Source organism: Pleomorphomonas sp. NRK KF1 (assembly GCF_023721755.1).
Taxonomy (GTDB): Bacteria; Pseudomonadota; Alphaproteobacteria; order Rhizobiales; family Pleomorphomonadaceae; genus Pleomorphomonas.
On record NZ_JAMDLH010000011.1, the window covers coordinates 97,899 to 119,443 of the forward strand.

General features: G+C 66.0%; 23 protein-coding genes. 6 read left to right on the top strand and 17 right to left on the bottom strand.

Features of this window, described 5'->3' with window-relative positions:
• Positions 1-71: 71 nt before the first annotated feature.
• The 6 genes from M4J39_RS21700 to efp all read right to left on the bottom strand — a co-directional run bounded on the left by M4J39_RS21700 (position 72) and on the right by efp (position 5,126).
• On the bottom strand, positions 72-1,799 hold the full coding sequence (locus M4J39_RS21700; RefSeq protein ID WP_251730584.1) for a penicillin-binding protein 2: 1,728 nt from the start codon (positions 1,797-1,799) through the stop codon (positions 72-74).
• Positions 1,796-2,173 carry a hypothetical protein gene (locus tag M4J39_RS21705; protein ID WP_251730585.1) on the bottom strand — a complete coding sequence of 126 codons (378 nt, stop codon included), beginning with the start codon at positions 2,171-2,173 and terminating at the stop codon, positions 1,796-1,798. The genes M4J39_RS21700 and M4J39_RS21705 overlap by 4 nt, the downstream gene beginning before the upstream one ends.
• On the bottom strand, positions 2,170-3,171 hold the full coding sequence (rsmH, locus tag M4J39_RS21710) for a 16S rRNA (cytosine(1402)-N(4))-methyltransferase RsmH (protein ID WP_251730586.1): 1,002 nt from the start codon (positions 3,169-3,171) through the stop codon (positions 2,170-2,172). Before rsmH ends, M4J39_RS21705 begins: the two co-directional genes overlap by 4 nt.
• On the bottom strand, positions 3,168-3,671 hold the full coding sequence (gene mraZ, locus M4J39_RS21715) for a division/cell wall cluster transcriptional repressor MraZ (RefSeq protein WP_371875497.1): 504 nt from the start codon (positions 3,669-3,671) through the stop codon (positions 3,168-3,170). The genes rsmH and mraZ overlap by 4 nt, the downstream gene beginning before the upstream one ends.
• A 567-nt stretch (positions 3,672-4,238) precedes the next feature.
• Positions 4,239-4,400 (bottom strand): entericidin, encoded by a 162-nt coding sequence (locus tag M4J39_RS21720; RefSeq protein WP_251730587.1) that lies wholly within the window; start codon positions 4,398-4,400, stop codon positions 4,239-4,241.
• Positions 4,401-4,556: 156 nt separating this feature from the next.
• Positions 4,557-5,126 carry an elongation factor P gene (gene efp, locus M4J39_RS21725; protein WP_251730588.1) on the bottom strand — a complete coding sequence of 190 codons (570 nt, stop codon included), beginning with the start codon at positions 5,124-5,126 and terminating at the stop codon, positions 4,557-4,559.
• A gap of 107 nt (positions 5,127-5,233) precedes the next feature.
• On the opposite strand from efp, the gene epmA reads away from it, so the two are divergent.
• Positions 5,234-6,283: an EF-P lysine aminoacylase EpmA gene (gene epmA, locus M4J39_RS21730; protein ID WP_251730589.1), complete on the top strand. Its 1,050-nt coding sequence runs from the start codon at positions 5,234-5,236 to the stop codon at positions 6,281-6,283.
• Between the two features lie 3 nt (positions 6,284-6,286).
• On the opposite strand, the gene M4J39_RS21735 is transcribed toward epmA, so the two are convergent.
• The 4 genes from M4J39_RS21735 to M4J39_RS21750 all read right to left on the bottom strand — a co-directional run bounded on the left by M4J39_RS21735 (position 6,287) and on the right by M4J39_RS21750 (position 9,395).
• Complete coding sequence (locus tag M4J39_RS21735; protein ID WP_251730590.1) at positions 6,287-6,667, bottom strand: VOC family protein; 381 nt, start codon at positions 6,665-6,667, stop codon at positions 6,287-6,289.
• Between the two features lie 11 nt (positions 6,668-6,678).
• The gene (locus M4J39_RS21740) at positions 6,679-7,818 is read right to left on the bottom strand and encodes an MFS transporter (RefSeq protein WP_251730591.1); all 1,140 of its coding nucleotides are present in this window, start codon (positions 7,816-7,818) and stop codon (positions 6,679-6,681) included.
• 71 nt (positions 7,819-7,889) lie between these two features.
• A complete protein-coding gene (locus M4J39_RS21745) occupies positions 7,890-8,660 on the bottom strand; it encodes a DeoR/GlpR family DNA-binding transcription regulator (RefSeq protein ID WP_251730592.1) in 771 nt (256 codons plus the stop codon).
• A gap of 105 nt (positions 8,661-8,765) precedes the next feature.
• Positions 8,766-9,395 (bottom strand): TetR family transcriptional regulator, encoded by a 630-nt coding sequence (locus tag M4J39_RS21750; protein WP_251730593.1) that lies wholly within the window; start codon positions 9,393-9,395, stop codon positions 8,766-8,768.
• 137 nt (positions 9,396-9,532) lie between these two features.
• Here M4J39_RS21750 and M4J39_RS21755 point away from each other — a divergent pair, with 137 nt between their 5' ends.
• Positions 9,533-10,255: an SDR family oxidoreductase gene (locus M4J39_RS21755; protein WP_251730594.1), complete on the top strand. Its 723-nt coding sequence runs from the start codon at positions 9,533-9,535 to the stop codon at positions 10,253-10,255.
• A 4-nt stretch (positions 10,256-10,259) separates the two neighbouring features.
• Here M4J39_RS21755 and hemF read toward each other — a convergent pair whose 3' ends face one another.
• From hemF to M4J39_RS21775, 4 genes are all read right to left on the bottom strand, one after another.
• The gene (gene hemF, locus M4J39_RS21760) at positions 10,260-11,177 is read right to left on the bottom strand and encodes an oxygen-dependent coproporphyrinogen oxidase (RefSeq protein WP_251730595.1); all 918 of its coding nucleotides are present in this window, start codon (positions 11,175-11,177) and stop codon (positions 10,260-10,262) included.
• 108 nt (positions 11,178-11,285) lie between these two features.
• Positions 11,286-11,717: a BA14K family protein gene (locus M4J39_RS23135; protein WP_371875498.1), complete on the bottom strand. Its 432-nt coding sequence runs from the start codon at positions 11,715-11,717 to the stop codon at positions 11,286-11,288.
• Between the two features lie 71 nt (positions 11,718-11,788).
• Complete coding sequence (locus tag M4J39_RS21770) at positions 11,789-12,442, bottom strand: glutathione S-transferase family protein (RefSeq protein ID WP_251730596.1); 654 nt, start codon at positions 12,440-12,442, stop codon at positions 11,789-11,791.
• Positions 12,443-12,521: 79 nt separating this feature from the next.
• Positions 12,522-12,995, bottom strand: coding sequence for a tRNA (cytidine(34)-2'-O)-methyltransferase (locus tag M4J39_RS21775; protein ID WP_251730597.1), 474 nt, complete (start codon positions 12,993-12,995; stop codon positions 12,522-12,524).
• A 341-nt stretch (positions 12,996-13,336) separates the two neighbouring features.
• Between M4J39_RS21775 and M4J39_RS21780 the strand changes: the two genes are divergently transcribed.
• A complete protein-coding gene (locus M4J39_RS21780) occupies positions 13,337-15,217 on the top strand; it encodes an ABC transporter ATP-binding protein (protein ID WP_251730598.1) in 1,881 nt (626 codons plus the stop codon).
• A 77-nt stretch (positions 15,218-15,294) separates the two neighbouring features.
• On the opposite strand, the gene M4J39_RS21785 is transcribed toward M4J39_RS21780, so the two are convergent.
• The 3 genes from M4J39_RS21785 to M4J39_RS21795 all read right to left on the bottom strand — a co-directional run bounded on the left by M4J39_RS21785 (position 15,295) and on the right by M4J39_RS21795 (position 17,821).
• Positions 15,295-15,825 (bottom strand): dihydrofolate reductase family protein, encoded by a 531-nt coding sequence (locus tag M4J39_RS21785; protein WP_251730599.1) that lies wholly within the window; start codon positions 15,823-15,825, stop codon positions 15,295-15,297.
• A 263-nt stretch (positions 15,826-16,088) separates the two neighbouring features.
• Entirely contained in the window at positions 16,089-17,300 is a 1,212-nt protein-coding gene (locus tag M4J39_RS21790) for an MFS transporter (protein ID WP_251730600.1), read from the bottom strand.
• Between the two features lie 74 nt (positions 17,301-17,374).
• Positions 17,375-17,821: a VOC family protein gene (locus M4J39_RS21795; protein ID WP_251730601.1), complete on the bottom strand. Its 447-nt coding sequence runs from the start codon at positions 17,819-17,821 to the stop codon at positions 17,375-17,377.
• A 241-nt stretch (positions 17,822-18,062) separates the two neighbouring features.
• Between M4J39_RS21795 and M4J39_RS21800 the strand changes: the two genes are divergently transcribed.
• The 3 genes from M4J39_RS21800 (at position 18,063) to petA (ending at position 21,522) form a co-directional block, all read left to right on the top strand.
• The gene (locus tag M4J39_RS21800) at positions 18,063-18,533 is read left to right on the top strand and encodes a MarR family winged helix-turn-helix transcriptional regulator (protein ID WP_251730602.1); all 471 of its coding nucleotides are present in this window, start codon (positions 18,063-18,065) and stop codon (positions 18,531-18,533) included.
• Positions 18,534-18,633: 100 nt separating this feature from the next.
• Positions 18,634-20,517 (top strand): ABC transporter ATP-binding protein, encoded by a 1,884-nt coding sequence (locus M4J39_RS21805; protein ID WP_251730603.1) that lies wholly within the window; start codon positions 18,634-18,636, stop codon positions 20,515-20,517.
• Between the two features lie 441 nt (positions 20,518-20,958).
• Positions 20,959-21,522 (top strand): ubiquinol-cytochrome c reductase iron-sulfur subunit, encoded by a 564-nt coding sequence (gene petA, locus M4J39_RS21810; protein WP_251730604.1) that lies wholly within the window; start codon positions 20,959-20,961, stop codon positions 21,520-21,522.
• Positions 21,523-21,545: the final 23 nt, after the last annotated feature.

A 21,545-nucleotide genomic window follows, 5' to 3' on the forward strand; every position in this document is an offset into this window, starting at 1 on the left:
GCGATCTAAATGAGGACAACTCACTCTATCCACACCGTCCTTCGCTTCGCCGCCGGCGAGGGACGGTTTTCTCAGTAAGCGGCCATCAGCGGCACGTCGACGTCGTCGAAACGCGGCTCGACGTTGAGCATCGGCGCGATGCGGCCGATGATGTTGCCGGCCGTCGGGCCGGAGTTCATGCCGGCGGTCGCCGGCAGGCCGGGACGCTCGGGATTGGGCTCGTCGATAACCACCAGCACGAGATACTGCGGATCGTCGATCGGGAAGGTGGCGACGAAGGCGTTGAAGCGCTTGTTGTTGGAATAGCGGCCGTTCTCGACCTTCTCGGCGGTGCCGGTCTTGCCGCCGATGCGATAGCCGGGAATGTCGGCCGACTTGCCCGAACCGCCCGGTGCCAGCACGTTGAGGCGCATCAGGTAGCGCATCTGGTCCGACGTCGACTGCTTCAGCACGCGCTTGCCGATCAGGCGGGCCTGTTCTTCGCTGCGCGGGAAGAAGGTCGGCGGAATGAGGATGCCGCCGTTCATCACCGAGCTGGCCGCCATGGCGGTGGCAAGCGGCGACACGGAGATGCCGTGGCCGAAGGAGATGGTGACGGTGACGAGATCCGACCAACGCCGGGGAAGGATCGGCCGGGCGATCTCAGGAAGTTCGGTCGGCACCTTGTCCATCAGCCCCAGGCGCTTGAGAAACTCCTGCTGGCCGGCGGAACCGACCTTGAGCGCTTCGCGGCCGGTGCCGACGTTGGAGGAGTAGATGAAGATTTCCGGCACGGTCAGCACGCGGTGCTTGCCGTGGAAGTCGTGGATGGTGAAGCCGCCGATGGTCAGGCCCTTGGTGGCGTCGAAGGTGTCGTTCATCGTCACCTTGCCCGAATCGAGCGCCATCGCGGTGGCGAATATCTTGAACGTCGAGCCCATCTCGTAGACCGCCGCCGAAGCGCGGTTCATGTTGTTGGGGTCGAGCGCCTCGGCCGGATTCATCGGGTCGTAGTCGGGCGCCGAGGTCATGCCGAGGACTTCGCCGGTCTTGACGTTGAGCACCACCGCCGCCGAGGACTTCGCCGTGTAGCGCTGCATCGCCGCCGTGATCTCGTCGTGCAGCACCTGCTGCACGCGCAGATCGATCGACAGCTTGATCGGCTCGAGGTTGGTGGCCATGCCGGCCTTCTGCAGGTCGCCGAGCCACTGGTCGTCGATGTATTTCTCGATGCCGGCGATGCCCTGGTTGTCGATGTTGACGTGGCCGGTCACGAAGGCGACCGTCCGGCCCGACGGATAGAAGCGCTTGTTCTCGGTCAGGAAGCCGATGCCGGGAATGCCGAGGGCATGCACCGCCGCCTGCTGGGCCGGCGTGATCTCACGCTTGAGCCACAGGAAACCCTGCTTGGAAGCGAGGCGCTGGCGCACCGCGTCGGTGCCGAGGTCGGGGAAAACGGTGGCAAGCTGCTCGGTCGCCTCGTCGGGATCGACGACGCGCCGCGGCTCGGCATAGAGCGAAGCGAACTTGATGTCGGTGGCGAGGATCTCGCCGTTGCGGTCGAGGATGTCGGGACGGGCGGCCGACACCGCCGCCTGGGCGTTGCCCAGCGTCACCGACTCCTGCGGCAGGCTGACGCCCATCTGGACGAGGCGGCCGACGATGGTGCCGTAGACGAGAATGAAGCACGCCGAGGCGAGAATGATCCGGCCGCGCATGGTATCGCCCGCGCCGCGCCGCGCCGATGCGCGAAACTCCTGGCCGGTGGCGGCGGCCACCGGCTCGGCGGACTTTCTGAACGGACCAAACCGGAAGTTCATTGTACCCGTCTCGTATCGTCTTGAATCTGGGGCAGGACCGCCGAACCGTCGGCCGAACGTTCGACCGGCGCTTCGACCGGCGGCGCCACCGGCTTTTCGGGGATGTCGGCGAGCGTGCCGATATGGTTGGAGGACAGCGGCGTGAGATTCAGGATGTCCTGATGCCGCTCCACAAGATCGCGCATGCGGGCCGGGCGGGTGAGCAGCGCCCACTCCGCCTTGAGCAGCGAGATGTCCTCTCGCGCCTGGGTGATTTCCGCCTGCGTCTGCTTGATGTTCTCGGCGGCGATCTCCGCCTCGTATTTCATGTCGTAGACGGCCGCCGCCGACAGCACCATCAGGAACACCAGGAGGGCGTTGATATAGCGGGTCATGGCCGTTCCCTCGCAAGACTGGGCACGCCGAGCGCGGCGCGGTCGATCGGACGGGCCGGCGCCTCGGTGCGAATGCCGAACCTGAGCTTGGCCGATCGGGCGCGCGGGTTCGTGGAAAGCTCCGCCTCGCCGGCTTCGACCGGCTGCCGCCCATCGAGACGGAAGGTAGCCGGCGGCACGGTGGCCTCCGGCTGGTGGCGCGATCCGCCGGCCCGCTCGCGAGAGCGGTCGGCGAAGAAGCGTTTGACGATGCGATCCTCGAGGGAATGGAAGGTGACGACGACGAGCCGGCCGCCCGGCTTCAGCACGCGTTCGGCGGCGGCCAGGGCATCGGACAGCTGATCGAGTTCGCCATTGACGTGGATGCGCAGCGCCTGAAAGGCGCGCGTCGCCGGGTGCATCTCGCCGAAGCGCTTGCCGCCCAGCACGCTTTCGATAGCCGAGACCAGCTCGGCCGTGCGGCTGAACGGCTGGCTGTCGCGTCGCGCCACGATCGCCCTGGCGATGCGCATCGACTGCTTTTCCTCGCCGTAGATCCAGAACAGGCGGGCGAGTTCCTTGACGTCGAGCGTGTTGACCACGTCGGCCGCCGTCGGGCCGGAAAGGCTCATGCGCATGTCGAGCGGACCGTCGGCGCGGAAGGAAAAGCCGCGCTCGGCCCGATCCAGCTGCATGGACGACACGCCGATGTCGAGCACGACGGCGTCGACCGACGCTTCGCCGACTTCCCGGGCCAGCCTGTCGAGCTCGGAGAAGGTGCCGGGCACCAGCGTCAGGCGGCCGCCACTTGCGGCAACCACGGCGGCGCCGGCTTCGATGGCCGTAGGGTCGCGGTCGATGGCGATGACGCGACCGGCGCCACCGGCCAGAATGGCGCGGCTGTAGCCACCGGCGCCGAAGGTGCCATCGACTACGACGACGCCCTCAAGCGGCGACAGCGCGGACAGCACCTCAGAGAGAAGAACGGGAACGTGCGGCGCGGCAGCAAGCTCGGTCATGCGCCGCCCTCCGGCTGCGGGGCGGGCCTCGACGAACGCCGAAGCGCCCTCGCCCGTTCGCGCGCCGTCAGTTCGTAGGCCGCGAAGCGCGAAGGCTCCCAGATTTGAAACTTGTAGCCCTGGCCGACGAAGGTCACCTCGGTGGTGATGCCGGTAATGTCCAGGAGCGCCGGCGTCAGGCCGATGCGCCCCTCGCTGTCGATGGTCAGCCGGTCCGACGAGCCGTAGAAGGCCGTCGACAGGAGGTCGTGATCCTCGGAAAAGGGGGCGTAGCGGGCAAGATTGCGCTCGATCTCGGCGAGCAGCAGGTTGCCGCCGCAGTCCACCGCTTCCATGTCGATGGAGGGATAGCAGTAGAGCCCCTCGAAGCCGTCGCGCGCCAGAACCTGACGGAAAGGCGCCGGGATGGATACCCGCCCCTTCCGGTCGATCCTGTTGGTGACGCGCGATACGAAGCCGTTCATCGATCCCCGCAGCCCGCCGCGAGCGGTGCCTGACATCCTGTTCTTGGGGTCGGAACCCTGCCTCTTGCGAAGCAATCCGACCTGGCGGCTCGCGTAACGCGGACACGACCGACGGCCAGGACGGTCGTTGCATTTTGCAAGCCTCCGTCTCGGCAGACCCCCGCTTCGAATGCCCGTCCGACTCTCGAATCGAGGGAGACATCGGGTTCGGATCACCTGCTTGCCGGGATGATTTGGGATAGCATGGGATCATATGGGCGTCAACGAAAGCCAAGCGTCACGCACTGCCTGAGGGCAGCTCTCCACATTTATGAGGCGTTAGGCTTAACAAGTGGTTCATCGGCCGCAGGGAGACCGGATCGGGCCGATCCCCGGCAGATATACAGGGCAATCGGCGGACCATCTCTTCCAACTCGGGCGCACAGGGCAGCCGCCCGGCTCCTCGGCCGGCAGAAGCTGCCGAATAGAAACTGAGCGGCTTTTGTGGAACGACAAAAGGCCCCGCCATCCTCACGGACCGGCGGAGCCTGGAAAAGGGCGTTTGGAGGCCGAAACGAACCCGTTCGCCCATGTCATCCCATGCCGGCGAACGCCGGAGGAAGATCAGCGGGCAGCGGCATTGCCGATATTGTTGCCGGCGGCCTGGGTGGCATTGACGGCATTGGCCGTGTCCTGGCCCGCGCCGCGGATGGTGTTGGCGCAGCCGCCGAAAGCGACGACCGAAAGAGCGACGACACCGATGCTGAGGATGGATTTTACGGACATGGAAGATCCTTTCCAGTTGGATCGCGGCCGAACGGCCTGTTCCAGAGACGCGCGGAACGTGTCTTCGGTTCCATCCCGACAAAGAAAAACGCCCGGAAGACTGGCTTCCGGGCGTCGCATGGGCAAACCGGCAAGACTCTCGCCGGTTGAAACCGATCAATCCTTGGCACGCTCGACGTAGGAGGCGTCCTCGGTCATCACCACGATGCGGGTGCCGACGGAGACGAAGGGCGGCACCATGGTGCGTACGCCGTTCGACAGGATGGCCGGCTTGTAGGAAGAAGCGGCCGTCTGGCCCTTCACCGCCGGCTCGGTCTCGACGACTTCCAGCGTCATGCGCGCCGGCAGCTCGATCGACACCGGAATGTCGTTATAGACGCCGACATGGCACTCCATGTTCTCGGCCAGGAAGGGCGCGCGATCGCCGACCACTTCCTTCGGAACGGAAATCTGCTCGTAGGATTCCATCTGCATGAAGGCGAAGCCATGCTCTTCCTCATAGAGGAAGGTGTAGGGACGTTCGTCGATCATCGCCTTTTCGACCATTTCGGTGGTCTTGTAGCGCACCGACACCTTCACGCCGTCGTTGATGCGGCGCATGTCGATCTGCGTGGTGGGCGTGCCCTTGCCCGGGTGGAAGCTTTCGGCCAGCAGGACGACGTGGAGCTTGTCATCCAGCTCGACGACGTTGCCCTTGCGGATTTGGCTAGCGATGACCTTGACCATGACGTATCGGATATCCTGACAAAAGGGTGGCGTGGCCTCGGAACGTTGGCTCCGGGCGTGCTTCGCGTCTCTCCTGACATTTTTGAAGCGGAAAAGGAAGAGGCGGAATGTACGAAACGGCCGGAGAATCGCCATGGTGGTCGGTCGAACGGCATCTTGCCCGCCGTCCGTTCCTTGCCGCGCGCGGCAAGATCAAGCGCGCCATCCGCTCCTGGTTCGAGGACACCGGCTTCACCGAGGTCGAATGCCCCGCCCTGCAGGTCTCGCCGGGCAACGAGGCGCATCTGCACGCTTTCGCCACCGAAAAGGTCGGCCTCGATGGCAGCCGGACGCCGCGCTACCTCCACACCTCACCCGAGTTCACCGCCAAGAAGCTGTTGGCGGCCGGCGAGACGCGCATCTTCGATTTCGCCCGCGTCTTCCGCAACCGCGAGAAGGGCGCGCTGCATTCCTCCGAGTTCACGCTGCTCGAATGGTACCGGGCAAACGAGCCCTACGAGCAACTGATGGACGACGCCGTGGCGCTGATGCGGCTCGCCGCCGAAACGCTCGGGCGCGACCGGTTCGTCTGGCGCGGCCACACCGCCGATCCCTTCGCCGAACCGGAAAGGCTCACCGTCGCCGAGGCCTTCGAGCGCCATGCCGGCATCGATCTTCTCGCAACGCTCACCGACGACCCCGGCGCGCCCGATCGCGACGGCCTCGCCGCGCGGGCCGAGGCGCGCGGCTACCGCGTCGTCGCCGACGACAGCTGGACCGACATCTACTCGCGCATCCTCGTCGAGAGCATCGAGCCGAACCTCGGCTTCGGACGGCCGGCCATCTTCTACGAGTATCCCGTGTGCGAGGCCGCCCTCTCCCGCCCCGTCGCCCGCGACCCGCGCCTTGCCGAGCGCTTCGAGCTCTATGCCTGCGGCGTCGAGCTCGCCAACGCCTTCGGCGAGCTGACCGATCCGACCGAGCAGCGCCGCCGCTTCGAGGAGGAGATGGAGATCAAGGAACGCATCTACGGCGAACGCTACCCGATCGACGAGGAGTTCCTCGCCGCCCTCGCCCACATGCCCGAAGCCTCCGGCATCGCGCTGGGCTTCGAGCGGCTTGTGGTGCTGGCGAGCGGCGCCCGCTCCATCGAGGATGTCGTCTGGGCGCCGGTCTAGCTTTTACGCCGTGATTTCGACGCGGATGCCGTCGGGCGCGGCGATCACCGCCTCATAGAAGCCGTCGCCGGTCCAGCGTGGCCCCGAGACGAGGCATCGATCCGCCTTGCAGCGGGCGGCCAGCGCATCGACGGTGGCCGCGCTGCCCAGCGAGACGGCGATGTGATCCCAGCCGGTGCGTTCGACCTCCGCGGTCGGCTCGACCCACGGCCCGGCCATCAGCTCGACGGCGCCACCGTCCGGCAGCCGCGCGAAGCGCGACCGGAAGCCCGGCCGGTTGCGGCTCTCGTAGACTTCGCCGACCTCGGCATCGAAATAGCGCACCCAGAACGCGGCGGCGGCATCGAGGTCGAGGGTCCACAGGGCGACATGGGCAAGACGCATGGGCATTTCCTTCAGTGCATCGATCCGGTCACGCGACCGGCGGTCAGCGTCACCAGCAGCATCAGCGCCGTCAGCATCCACAGCGACGCGGGAAGACTGGTCATCTGGGCGACGAAGCCGATGCCGGCCGGTCCCAGCAGAACGCCGGCATAACCGGCCGTGGTGACGGCGGAGATGGCGAGCCCGCCCGGCATGACCGTCTGGTTGCCGGCCCGGCGGAACAGGATCGGCACGATGTTGGCAAGGCCGAAGCCCACCAGCAGGAAGCCGAGCATGGCGACGGCGGCGAACGGCGCCAGGAGCACCACCGCGAAGCCGGCGATGCCGATCACACTGCCCCAGAACAGCGTGGCCCGGTCGCCAACTCGACCGACCACAGCATCACCGGCGAGCCGCATCACCGTCATGGCGATGGAGAACACCATGTAGCCCATGCCGCCCTGCTCTGGCCCCACCAGTCCGGCGCCGGTCAGGTAGAGCGCGCCCCAGTCGAGCACCGCCCCTTCCACCAGGAAGACGATGGCCGTGAGTATGGCGAGCAGCAGCACGAAGCCGCGAGGTACGGCGAACAACGGGCCGCCATCGGCCTTCGCCGCCGTCAACAGGCGCGGCGCGATGACCAGCGTCGCCGCCAGCATCAGCGCAGAAGCGACCAGCATGGTCGGCAACGGCCCGAGCTGCACCGACAGCAGGAAGATGGCAAACATCGAGCCGATGAAGCCGCCGACGCTGTAGAGACCGTGGAAGCCCGACATCAGCGGCCGTTTGGCCGCCTTTTCCACCTCGACGGCGTGAATGTTCATGGCGACGTCGAGCGAGCCCAGCGAGCCGCCGAACACGAACAGCGTCAGCCCGAGCGTCAGCGGCGTCGACACCACCGCCAGAAGCGGCAGGAACAGAGCCATGCCCACGGCGCCGCCGATGATGATCGGCTTGCTGCCGTAACGGGCGCTCAGCATGCCCGTCATCAGCATGGCGACCACCGAGCCGATGCCCAGGCACAGCAGCAGCACGCCGAGAACGCCGTCGTCGACGCCAAGGCGCGCCTTGGCATAGGGAATGAGCGGCGCCCAGCAGGCGACGCCGAAGCCGGCCACCAGGAAGGCGAGGCGCGTTGCGAGCCGGGTGGCCGGTCGATCTGCGGATATCATGTTGGCTCCCAAGGCATCCGCCCCAAATCCGTGAGATGTCCCGGACCGGCGGACGCGCGAAAAACTGAAACTCATGGAGGATCACCAACCGAGACGACCTCGGCCCCGGCTTTGACAAGACCAGGGACAAAAGCCTCGGCGGCATCTTGCTCGACCACGAAAAACGAAAAGGCGCGCACCGGCCCGATCCGATAGGGCGCGCGAGCCTCGAACTTGTCCGAGGTGACAAGCGCGACCCGCCGGCGGCTCGTCGCCATCACCGCGCGCTTGAAAATGGCATCGGCATGATTGAGGGCGCCGACGCCGTCCTCGGCCGAAACGCCGCAGACGCCGATGAAGGACAGGTCGAAGGCAAGGCGTGTCACCGCCTCGATGGCGACGGCGTCGACCGCCCCGCCGATGGCGGCATCCACGGCCCCGCCGATCATCAGGAGATCGAGGTCCTGCCGCCCCATCACGGCGGCGGCGACATCCACGGAGTTGGTGGCCACCGTCAACCCGAAGTCTTCCGGCAGGGCGTCGACCAGCGCCACATGGCTGCTGCCGGCATCGAGAAAGATCAGGTCGCCCCGCTCGACTAGTGTCGCCGCACGCGCCGCCAGCGCCCGCTTGGCCTCGACGCCTTCGCCCAGCCGCGCCGACAGCGGCCTGACGGCCAGCGGCAACGCGCCGCCATAGACGCGCCGGCAAAGCCCATCGGCCGCCAGCGCCCGGAGATCGCGCCGGATGGCATCTTCCGACACGCCGAACTCGGCGGCCAACTGGACGGACGCCACCGACTGCCCCTCAGCGAGACGGGCGGCGATCAGATCACGGCGGGCAAGCGGCAGTTCATCGGTCATGCCGCCTTATAGCGTGCACAAACGAGAACAACAACACGCATAAACAAGTATGAACCGATTTTATGAATCGGTACACAAATGAGCGAGGGTCCCATCCGCTGAGGATCAGGCGACATCACGCGCGGAAAGATGAGCTTGCCGGCGCACCGATGCCGTCACGCCTTCGGCCGGAAGTTTGACCGCCTGCAGATAGGCGACGCACATCAGGACGAGTTGCCGCAGCACGGCCTCCGCCTCCTCGACCGGCAGATTGCGCTCGAACACGCTGCGAACCGTGCCGAAGATGCTGGTGAGCAGCGTCAGCACCACCGTGTTGAGATCGGCGAAGGCGGTATTGGCGGCGCTGGCGAACATGGCGGCGGTCGCCACGTCGACGCGTCGGGCGAAGGCTTCGATCAGCGATTCGTTGTCGAGCTCGACCACGGACTTGTAGAGCGCTTGCGTCACTTCGGCCCGCTCCGTCTTGGCCTGCCAGTAGGTTGTCACCAGCGCCTCGACCATCGCCTCGGCCTCGGCGCCCCGCTGCGCCCGGCAGGTGGCCTCCACCTTCTCGGCGACGATATCGAGGTAGCGCTCGTTGAGCGCATAGAACAACGCCTGCTTGTGCGGGAAGTATTGGTACATGGTGCCGACCGAGACGCCGGCCCTTTCGGCCACCCGCGTCGTCGTCAGCCGGCGCGGTCCGTCGGCGATCAAAACCTGAATGGTCGCCTCGAAAATCGCGTCGAGCGTCACGGCCGCACGCGCTTGGCGCGGCCTTTTCCGCGGCGACAGATACGGCGGCGGGCTGGTCAGCAAAAGCGAATCCTCAAACTGAACGATCCTTCATATTCTCAGGTCTAGCACAAACTTGAGAACGAAAGGACAGTTCAATGGTACGCATCGCCCTCATCACCGGCGCCAACAAGGGCATCGGACTGGAGATTGCCCGACAGCTCGCCGAGGCCGGCGTCACCGTCGTCCTCGGCGCCCGCGATGCCGGGCGGGGACAGGCGGCGTCGGAGGAGCTTGCCGCCTCAGGCCTGAAGGCCGAGCCCATCCGGATCGACCTCAACGACCACAAGAGCATCGCCGCAGCGGCCGAGACGATACGGGACCGCCATGGCCGCCTCGACATTCTCGTCAACAACGCCGGCATCGTCGACGCCCAGGACGGCCCGCCATCGTCGGCTTCGCCCGAGGCGGCACGGCGGATCATGGAGACCAACTTCATCGGCACCCTGGCCGTCACGCAGGCCATGCTGCCGCTGCTGCGCCGATCGCCAGCCGGGCGGATCGTCAACCTGTCGAGCTCGCTCGGCTCGCTCGCGGTCAACGGCGACCCGACCTCGCCCTACTATTCCGCGCGCCTCATCGGCTACAACGCCTCCAAGGCCGCGCTCAACATGCTCACCGTCCAGCTCGCGGCGGAGCTGCGCGACACCGCCATCGTCGTCAACTCGGTGAGCCCCGGCTACGTGAAGACCGACCTTACCGGCCACACCGGCTTCATGACGGCCGAGGAAGGGGCGAAGCTGCCGGTCAAATATGCTCTGCTCGGCGAGGACGCCGTATCAGGGCGCTTTGTGGAGCCCGACGGCGAGACGCCCTGGTGAGGCATCAGGGCCATTTGGCGAGCGGCGGCATGGACGACAGAATGGCGTCGACGTTGCCGCCGGTCTTCAGGCCGAACACCGTGCCGCGATCATAGAGAAGGTTGAACTCGACATAGCGGCCGCGCCGCACCAGCTGTTCCTCGCGCTCGGCCGCCGTCCAGGGGGTGCGCATGTTGGAACGGACGAGGCGGGGAAAGATGTCGAGGAAGGCGAGCCCGAGGTCGCGGGTAAAGGCGAAATCCGCCGCCCAGCCGGCATCCGAATGCAGATAGTCGTAGAAGATGCCGCCGACGCCGCGCGCCTCGCCGCGATGCTTGAGGAAGAAATACTCGTCGCACCAGGCCTTGTAGTCGGCATAGTCGATGTGCGGATGGGCGGCGCAGGCCGACTTCATCGCCGAGTGAAAGGCGATGGTGTCGGGGTCGTCCTGGGTCCGCCGGGCGTCGAGCGTCGGCGTCAGGTCGGCGCCGCCGCCGAACCACTGGCGGGTCGTCACCACCGTGCGGGTGTTCATGTGAACGGCCGGCACGTGCGGGTTCTGCATGTGGGCGATCAGCGAAATGCCGCTGGCCCAGAAGCGCGGATCTTCCTCGGCGCCCGGCATCTGCGCCCGGAACTCGGGTGCGAATTCGCCGTGCACGGTCGAGACGTGAACACCCACCTTCTCGAACACGGCGCCGCGCATCACGCTCATGGCGCCACCGCCGCCGGGCGCACCGCTGTGATCTGTGCGCTGCCAGGGCGTCCGCACGAAACGGCCGGGCTCCATGCCCGCCGCGGGCGCCCCCTCGTCCTCGATCTCCTCGAAAACGGCACAGATGCGGTCGCGAAGGTCGGCGAACCAGTCGGTGGCAAGCGCCTTCTTGCCCTCGATGTCGGGCGGCAGCTCGGTCGAAGCGAGAGAGGCGGCGCTGGTCGGCATGAACGAACTCCGGGTTTTGACGGAGCGTGATTTAGGCGCTTTCACCCGTTCTTGCCAAGCGCCGAAGCGAAACGGCGGGTTTTGCCGCCGCCTCGCGCCGTTCAAATATCAGCGAGAATAGGGCGACACGCAGATCCGACGCGGCCCGTGATAGGGCTGGAAGGTGTTGGTCCGGGGATCGTACGAACGATAGCGCCCCTGGCACCAGCGCACGTGGTTCACCGGCATCGCAGGCCCGAGCCTCGATCGTGGCGCCTGCGCCGCCATGCCGCCAATGATCGCCGCGCCAAGCCCAAAGGCGGCCAGCGGATACCACCAGCCGTCATTGTGACGGCGATAACCCGGGCGATGGTGGCGATAACCGCGATGACCGTGCCAGTAGCGGGCACGGTCACGATCCCAGTGCCGCCCGGACCGATACTGAACCATCTCGATCGGGCTCGAATAGCCGCCGATGGAGAATGACGTCGCCCCGGCGGGAACGATGGAAGTGGCCGCCATGACGGCGGCAAGGACGGTGGTGGTAATGGCTTTGAACATCGTAGAAGCCTCCTGGCTGGGCATGGTGCCTAAACGCACCACGCCCCTAGGGGTTCCTGCCAGCCCCGCCGCTACTCGTCGTACTCGTACTGGGCAATGGTCCAAGGCTCGGCCCGTCCGGCCTCGACCCATGCCGCATAGGCAGGCAGGCTGCGCACCGCCCCCATATAGGCCTCGGTCTCCGCGTCGACCACCCAGGAATAGGTGGTGAAGCGGCCGACCACCGGCGCATACATGGCGTCCGCCGCCGTGAACGCCCCGTAAAGGAACGGCCCACCCTGGCCGAACCGTTGCCGCGCCTCCTTCCAGAGCGCGAAGATCCGCTTGGCGTCCTCCGATGCCGAACCGTCGCCCCGCGCCTTCCACGGATAGGTCCGCCGCCAGTTGGCCGTGTAGTCGCGCCGGAGGTTCTGGAAACCCGCGTGCATCTCGGCCGCCGCCGATCGGGCATGCGCCCTCGCCGCCGCGTCGACCGGCCAGATGCCGCGATCGGGGTACTTCTCGGCGAGATACTCGATGATGGCCAGGCTTTCCCAGACGGTGATGTCGCCATCCAGGAGGCAGGGAACCTTGCCGGACGGCGACAGCTTCAGGATGGCTTCCTTCCAGCCATCGACGTAGAGCGGCTGCATGATCTCTTCGAAGGGAATGCCGAAGTGCCTGAGCACCAGCCAGGCGCGTTGTGACCAGGTGGAATAGCTCTTGTTGGCGATGAGCAGCTTCATGTCGTCTCTCCGAAATCCGAAGCGCGGAAGATCGGACAATGTCATGCCGCCGTCCAACGCATTTCGATGATGCCGACGATCACGCTCCCTGAAGCATCGGGAAACCAGCGGTCTGCCGCAGCGCTTCACCCATGATCATGGCGGCCGACAACGCCATGTTGATCGACCGGGCATCCGGTCGCATCGGGATGACCACCCGGCCATCGGCACGCTCGTGCACCGCCTCCGGCACGCCCGCCGATTCCCGCCCCATCAGCACGATGTCGCCGTCCCGGAAGACGAAGTCGGCATAGGGAACCGACCCCTTGGTGGTCGCCAGCACCAGCCGCCGGCCCGCCGTCGTGGCAAAGGCCTCGAAATCCGTCCAGCCGATGTGCCGGACCACCGTCGCCAGTTCGATGTAGTCCATGCCGGCCCGCCTGAGGTTGCGGTCGGACATGTCGAAACCCGCCGGCCCGATGACATGCAGCGTCGTGCCGAGGCAGGCGGCGAGCCGGATCAGCGTTCCGGTGTTCTGGGCGATGTCCGGCTGGTAGAGAGCAAGGTCGATCATCAACGATTCCGATGGATTTCGATCGATGGGCGTGATGGAGAGTGGCATTTCCGCCACCCTTGTTGAATCGTATTAGCGCACCGACGTGTGAACGGTTGCACTGAGAACGCCTTCTGCTACCGTTTGCCGGCTCCAGTCACAAGGAGGAGCGTCGAATGGTGGTTCTCTGCTTATAGCTTGACCCGGTCGGGCCGTTTTTCCGGCTCGCACATCCGTGGCCAGTTTCGGACCGCGCCCGCATGGCGTGCGCCGTCCCGGACCCATTCGCCCCCTGATTTCAACCTCCAGCTTTCAGCCGCGGCCATCCGGTCGCCGGCTCACCGCCTGCATTCGGTGCTGTCATGTTTGCCTTTTTTGAACGTCTGATCGACCCCTATGCCAAGGGGCCGGGCGGCCAGCCGCCGGACCGCCTCATTCCCTTCTATTGGCACTATCTCCGCCAGGTCTGGCCGAGCTTCGCCGCCGTCATGGTGGTGGGCTTCTTCGTCGCGTTGATCGAGGTGTCGATCTTCCGCTACATCGGCGCCATCGTCGACTATCTCAGCACCACTCCGCCCTCCGAGGTGATGTCCCGCCATGGCTGGGCTTTCATCGGCATGGGCGCGGTGATCCTGATCGCTCGCCCGGTGTTCCAGACCATGCACGATCTCCTGATCCACCAGACCATCGCCCCCGGCGTCACCAACCTGATCCGCTGGCAGAACCACCGCTATGTGCTTCGCCAGTCGATTGCCTTCTTCAACAACGACTTCGCCGGCCGCGTCGCCAACAAGATCATCCAGACCGGACCGTCCCTGCGCGAATCCACCACGCAGGCGGCGGACGCCATCTGGTTCGTGCTGATCTACACGGTGTCGGCGCTGGTGCTGTTCATCGAGGCCGACATTCGCCTCGCGATCCCGCTCATCATCTGGATCGTCGCCTACCTGATGGTGCTCCGGCGCTTCATTCCGGCCATCGCCCGGAAGTCGGAGGAGATGTCGGAGGCGCGCTCGCTGCTCACCGGTCGCGTGGTCGACAGCTACACCAACGTCCACACGGTGAAGCTGTTCGCCCACGCCGAGCGCGAGGACGACTTCGCCCGCGAGGCGCTGGAAGACCACACGTCGGTGTTCTACGCCCAGCAGCGGCTGATCACCGGCATGACCATGTCGCTGACGACCATCAACAGCCTGCAGATGACCATCACTGGCGTGCTGGCTGTCTGGCTGTTCACGCAAGGCGCCGTCACCACCGGCGCCATCGCTCTGATCGGCGGTCTGGTCGTGCGCATCATCAACATGTCCGGCTGGATCATGTGGGAGCTGACCGGCATCTTCGAGAACATCGGTACCGTTCAAGACGGTATCACCACCATCTCGAAGCCGCAGACGGTGATCGACCGCAAGGACGCCAAGCCGCTCGTCGTCACCGGCGGCGGCATCGAGTTCGACCGCGTCGCCTTCCACTACGGCAAGGCGAAGGGCGCGCTCGACGGCGTCAGCCTGACCATCGCGCCGGGCGAGAAGATCGGCCTCGTCGGTCCTTCGGGCGCCGGCAAGTCGACGCTGGTCAACGTGCTCCTGCGTCTCTACGACATCGAGAGCGGCGCCATCCGCATCGATGGACAGGACATCGCCTCCGTCACGCAGAACTCGCTGCGCGCGGCCATCGGCGTGGTGACGCAGGACACCTCGCTGCTGCACCGCTCGATCCGCGACAACATCAAGTACGGCCGGCCCGAGGCGACGGATGAGGAAATGCAGGAAGCGGCGCGCATGGCGCACGCCGACGGCTTCATTCCCGATCTCGTCGACAACAGGGGCCGGGCCGGCTTCGATGCCCACGTGGGCGAACGCGGCGTCAAGCTCTCCGGCGGCCAGCGTCAGCGCGTCGCCATCGCCCGCGTTCTCTTGAAGAACGCGCCGATCCTCGTGCTCGACGAGGCCACCTCGGCCCTCGACTCCGACGTCGAGGCGGCGATCCAGGAGAGCCTGGGCGCGTTGATGGAAGGCAAGACGGTGATCGCCATCGCCCACCGCCTCTCCACCATCGCCCGCATGGATCGCCTCGTGGTGATGGACGGCGGCCGCATCGTCGAGATGGGCAGCCATGCCGAACTCGTCGCGAGAGGCGGCCTCTACGCCGGCCTGTGGAGCCGCCAGACCGGCGGCTTCCTGGTCGACGAAAGCGGCATTCCCGCCCGAAAAGTCGCAGACTTTTCGGAACCGGCGGAAGCGTGAGAAAACATCCGCCCGGACAGTCGCGAGACTTTCCGGGCGGATCTCCCCTTCTCGGCGACACCCCGGCCGACCGGCAACTATCCCGCAACGTAAGTCAGTCTGATCACCTCGTTGCCGATGCGGTCACTGGCAACGAGGCGGAGCGGGCCGCGTGGGCGGGCGAAGAACGGCTTGCCACCGCCGAGCACCACGGGGTGGAGATAGATCCTGTACTCGTCGACGAGGCCGAGGTTGCCAAGGCTTGCCGCCAGCTCCGGTCCGGAGACCTCGATCACGCCGTCGAGCCGGGCCTTGAGGTCGCGGACCGTCGCCTCGATGTCGTCATTGACGAGCGTTGCGTTGGGGCCAACCTCTCGGAGCGAGCGCGACACCACCCATTTCGGCTGGCTCCGCCAGGCTACGGCGTAGTCGCGCTCGGCTGCGTCCCAGTCGGGACGATCGTCATCCCAGTAACGCATCACCTCGTACATGCGGCGGCCGTAGATGCTGCCGGATACCGCGCGCACGTCGTCGATGAAATGGCGGAACAGTGTGGGGTCGGGCGCAAAGGCCATGTGGTCGACGTAGCCGTCGAGCGACTGGTTCAGGGCATAGACCAGTTTGGCCATGTCGGCCTCCTGCGCGCTGGAGCTTCATGTACGGCGATGGTGTTGGGGGGCTGGGTCCCCGATATCGACCGCTCGACTTATTCGTTCTGAGGTCCCCGCCTTCGCGGGGATGACAGGTTATCTATATGTTTCTTTTATATAAATCTGTCATCCCCGCGCAGGCGGGGACCTCAGGCAGAATGGGGCGCGAGGCTCATATGGATCTCAGATCCGACACGAAGCAGCGGCCGCTTCGCTTTGCGAGCCGCGCTTCGAGAGAGGCCTCAGGCCGGCGCCAACTCGCCCTGCTGTCGTGTCGGGAAGGGTCGGAAGCTCAGGAGGATCAGCGTGGCGACGACGCCCATGCCGCAGGAGGCGATGTACATCAGCGCATAGCCGTCGAACCGGTCGTAGATCATGCCGCCGACCAGCGGACCGGTCGACATGCCGAGACTGCCGGCCATCGCCGTGCCGCCCATGATGGTGCCCATCATCCTCAGCGGGAAATTCTCGCGGATGATCACTGCGTAAAGCGGCATGGTGCCGGCGTAGATGAAGCCGACGATCATCGCCACCGCGTAGAACCCGCCGAGCTGGCCGACGAAGGCATAGGAAAGAACGCCGAAAGCCTGCGCCAGCAGTCCGAGCACGAGCACGCGCTGGGCGCCGAACCGGTCGCCGGCGAGGCCGAAGCCGATGCGGCCGAACATGCCGGCGAGCCCCTCGACGCTGTAGATCGACACGGCCGCGATCATCGGGATGCCGCAGGTCACGGCATAGCTCACCGTGTGGAAGATCGGGCCGGAGTGGGTGGCGCAGCAGAAGAAGTTGGCCAGCATCAGCGTGATGAACTGCGGCGACATCACCGCCTCGCGCACCGTCATGCCCGACTGCGGCTCGTGTCCCATCATCTCGGGGTGGCCGCCCTCCAGCGCCGGCGGCCGGCGCACCAGGAGCGACGCGGGGATCATCAGCGCGGCGGCGATGCCGGCGATGATCAACATGGAAGTGCGCCAGTCGTGGATGGTGACGAGCCAGGCGGCAAACGGCGCCATGGTGAGCGGCGCCATGCCCATGCCGGCCGACACGAGCGACACGGCAAGGCCGCGTTGCGTGTCGAACCAGCCGGTGACGCAGGCCATCATCGGTGCGAAGACGGCGGCGGTCGCCGCGCCGACCAGCAGCCCGAACAGAACCTGAAACTCGATGAGCGACCCTGCCCGGCTGGCGAGCGCCAGGCTAGCGGCCAGCACGACAGATCCCGTGAAGACCACCGGCCGAGGCCCGAAGCGGTCGGACAGGCCGCCCCAGACCATGCTGGCCACGGCCATGGCGAGGAAGCCGATGGTCATGGCCGTGGAGATGCCGGTGACCGACCAGCCGGTCTCCTTCGCCATCGGCTGCAGGAAGACGGGCAGCGAGAACATGGCGCCGACGGCGACACAGCCCATGAGGCCGCCCGCAGCGACAATGACCCAACGATAGGAATGGCTCATGATTGTCTCTCTGGGCTTGCGCCCGACTGACGTAACGCAAATAAGCTATTGATATAAAACGAAAGCTCTTTTCGTCAGCCCCGCTGAGGCTTCCAATCGGCCGAGGGTATGACGTTGATCATCCAGGGTATGCCGAATTTGTCGACCAGCGAACCGAAGCCGGGCGACCAGAAGGTTTCGGCAAACGGCATCACCGCCGTGCCGCCCTCGGACAGCTCGCTGTACCAGCGCCGCCCCTCGGCCATGTCCTCGGTATGCAGGGTCACGTCGAAGCCATTCTTCGGCTTGTCGATGTTCTTGGCCCACTGGACATCCATGTCGGCGCCCATCAGCGCCTGATCGCCGACCTCGAGCCAGCAATGCATCAGCCAGGTCTTGTATTTCTGGTCGGTGATCGGCATGTCGGGCGGGCCATCGCCATAGGGAACGGCGCCGGTGATCTTGCCGCCGAGCACCTTGGCATAGAACTCGAACGCTTCGCGGCATTGTCCCTGGAAACTAAGGCTGGTCACGATCTTCATGGGTCTTCCCTCCCTCATCGTCATGATGCAAATCCGGACGCCGTAACCGCGCTTGTCTTCGACACGACGCCCGTCCAGCGCCCTGCCCCGCCTTGCCGTCCGCCGGCACAGACTGCCGGGCGAGGCCGCCATTTTCCGTCAGCTACCCATTGGCCCGTCGGCTACAGGCGGCGGATACCGATTGACGCCCCTCCATATAGGTTGATATCAACGTAAAAGAATGACCGAGTCAACCACTCAAATGCAAACGCCTGTCAATCCCAGCTTCCAGACGACGATTCTGGTGCGCGATACCTGCCTGTGCCTGCATGCGCAGCGGGCGGCGCGGGCGCTCGCCCGCCGGTTCGACGTGGCGCTGAAGCCCGTGGGCATCACCAGCGGCCAGTTCTCGCTCCTGATGTCGCTCAACCGGCCGCAGCCGCCGAAGGTCGGCAGCGTGGCGGCGCTGCTTGCCATGGACCGGACGACGCTCACCGCCAATCTCAAGCCACTGGAGCGGCGCGGCCTCGTCCAAACGGAAGCCGACCCGACGGACAAGCGCGCCCGCCTGCTGCGCCTGACGCCGGCCGGACGGGCGGTTCTCATCGATGCCGTGCCGATCTGGAAGGCCGTTCATGCGGAGATCGAGACGGGCTTGGCCGATCCCGATCGACTGCGCGCCGACCTGATGGTGCTTTCGCAGCTCGATGATGAAGGTGGCGGCCGCGTGTAAGGATGTGGCTGCTCCGTCGGACCGCCGACCTCACGAGAATTTTCGCGGGACGGCGACATTTCTCCCTTGCGCCATCCTGTGAGACGGCCACATTCGAGGCATGTCCTCTCTCCGATCCGCCGCAACCCGCCTGTTCGCCTGGTTCGAGAACCGGATCGATCCCTTCAAGCCGACAACGGGCCGCCACCCGCTGACGCCGCCCACCACGAAATGGCGCATCCTCCGCTTCTTCCTGGGGCAAACCGGCTGGCCGCTGGCGGTGATGGCCGGGCTGACGTTGCTGCTGTCGCTCATCGAGGTGACGCTGCCCATCAGCGTTGGCTGGCTGATCGACGCGGTGACCGAGGCCGACAAGAGCGGTATCCGCGTCGTCGACTGGCGCGTCATCTTGTTCTTCATGCTGCTGCTGCTCGCCGCCCGGCCGCTGGTTGCCTTCCTGGCCCAGCTCGTCCGCAACCAGGTGCTGTCGCGCAATGTCGGAACCCTCGTCCGCTGGCGTACGCACGAGTTCGTCGCCCGCGCCGACATTTCCTTCTTCCAGAACGACTTCGTCGGCCGCATCGCCACAAAGGTGACGCAGACCGGCCAGGCGATCCGATCGCTGCTGCGCCTGTTCGCCGACCAGCTTCTGTTCGTGGTGCTCTACATGGTGGGCGTCATCGGCTACCTGCTGGTCAAGCATCCTCTGTTCGCCGCCCCGCTTATCGTCTGGACGATCGCCTACGCCATCCTCGTCTACACCTATGTGCCACGGAGCCGCGCCGCCGCCCGCGAGGTGGCCGACACGGCATCGATCTTCTCCGGTCGCCTCGTCGACGGCTACTCCAACTACATGACGGTGCGCCTGTTCACCGCTTCGACGCGCGAGGACGCCTATGTGCGCGAGGCGCTGGAAAGCGGCGTCACCGCCACCGGCAAGCAGATGCGTCTCTTGACCGGCCTCTCCACCCTGCTCACCCTGTTGAACGGCCTGCTGCTTGCAGCCAGCGGCCTCGTCGGCGTGCAGCTCTGGAGCCATGGCCTCGCCACGCCGGGCGACATCGCCTCGGTGATCGCCATGACCATGCAGATCCAGCAGCTGTCGCGCATGGCCACCATGAGCCTCTCGGACCTGTTCGAGAGCATCGGCACGCTCGACGACACGGTGCGCTCGCTGTCGCGCCCGCAGCTCGTCACCGACCGTCCCGACGCCCGTCCGCTCGTCGTGAGCGGCGGCGGCATCGAGATCGACCGTGTCACTTTCGGCTACGGCTCCAGCCGGACCGCCATCGACGATCTGACGCTGTCCATCGCGCCGGGCGAGCGCATCGGCCTCGTCGGCCGCTCCGGCGCCGGCAAGTCGACGCTGGTCAGCCTGCTGCTGCGCCTCTACGACCTCGAGACCGGCGGCATCCGCATCGACGGACAGGACATCTCCGCCGTCAGCCAGAACTCGCTCCGCGCGGCCATCGGCGTGGTGACGCAGGATACCTCGCTGCTGCACCGCTCGATCCGCGACAACATCAGATACGGCCGCCCCGACGCCAGCGAGGAGGAGGTGCTGGCCGCCGCCCGCATGGCCCACGCCGACGCCTTCATTCCCGATCTCGTCGACAACAAGGGGCGCGCCGGCTTCGACGCCTTTGTCGGCGAGCGCGGCGTCAAGCTCAGCGGCGGCCAGCGCCAGCGCATCGCCATTGCCCGCGTGCTGCTGAAGAATGCGCCGATCCTCGTCCTCGACGAAGCGACGTCGGCGCTCGATTCCGACGTCGAGGCCGCCATCCAGGAAAACCTCGGCGTGTTGATGGAGGGCAAGACGGTGATCGCCATCGCCCATCGCCTCTCCACCATCGCCCGCATGGACCGTCTGGTGGTCATGGAGCACGGACGCATCGTCGAAATGGGCAGCCACGCCGAACTCGTCGCCCGCGGCGGTCTCTACGCCGGCCTCTGGAGCCGCCAGACCGGCGGCTTCCTCAATCTCGACGACGACGAGGCGGCTTGAACGGCAGCGCCACGCTTCGCTTTGCGCAAAAAGCCGCCCCGCGCGCTCTCAAGGCGGGATGACGCCGCGCACTTCATGACCGTGTTCGCGAAGCGGCCTGTTGCCCGGCATCGGCAAGACCGGACCGGGCCGAAAACGAACCGATGGCAAACGGACCGTAGACCCCCGGCAACGGCGCTCTTACTTTTTGGAATAAATCCAAAAATCAGACCAAATTCTCAAGCCCACCAACTGGACATCGCCCGGCGTTGATGCATAAAGAGGGCCGGAAAGGCATCCGTAGCAAGGCGTAGTCGCGCTTGCGTCGGAAGCCGTGCAAGTTGTTGAACCCCTTTTCTTCAACCTCGCATCGACGCCGCGGACGGGGTGGCGCCAACGAGGATGATGAGGCGGCCGCCCGCCGATCGGTGGCGACCGCTCCCCGCGCGAAAGGAAGCGATCTTGGCTGAGAGCGATACACCGGCAGAACCAACCCGCCGCGATTTCCTCCTGCACGCCGCCGGTGCTTTCGGCGTGGTCGGCGTTGCTGCGGCGGCCTGGCCGTTCGTCGACCAGATGAATCCCGATGCCTCCACCCGTGCGCTGGCGTCGGTCGAGGTCGACATCTCCGGCGTCCAGCCCGGTCAGGCCATCACGGTCATGTGGCGCGGCAAGCCGGTGGTAATCCGCAATCGCACCGAGAAGGAAGTCGAGGAAGGCAAGACGGTCAAGCTCGAGGATCTCAAGGATCCGCTGGCCCGCAACGCCAATACCGATGCCGCCGCCGACGCCACGGATGCCAACCGCGCCGCGACCGGCAAGGAAAACATCCTCGTCATGACCAAGGTCTGCACCCACCTCGGCTGCATTCCGCTCGACGAGTCCGGCGAGTTCGGCGGCTGGTTCTGCCCCTGCCACGGTTCGGTCTACGACACGGCCGGCCGCATTCGGAAGGGCCCGGCGCCGGAAAACCTGCCGATCCCGCCCTACGCCTTCCTTTCCGACACCAAGATCCGCATCGGCTGATCACCTTCCCGACGAGGTATTCC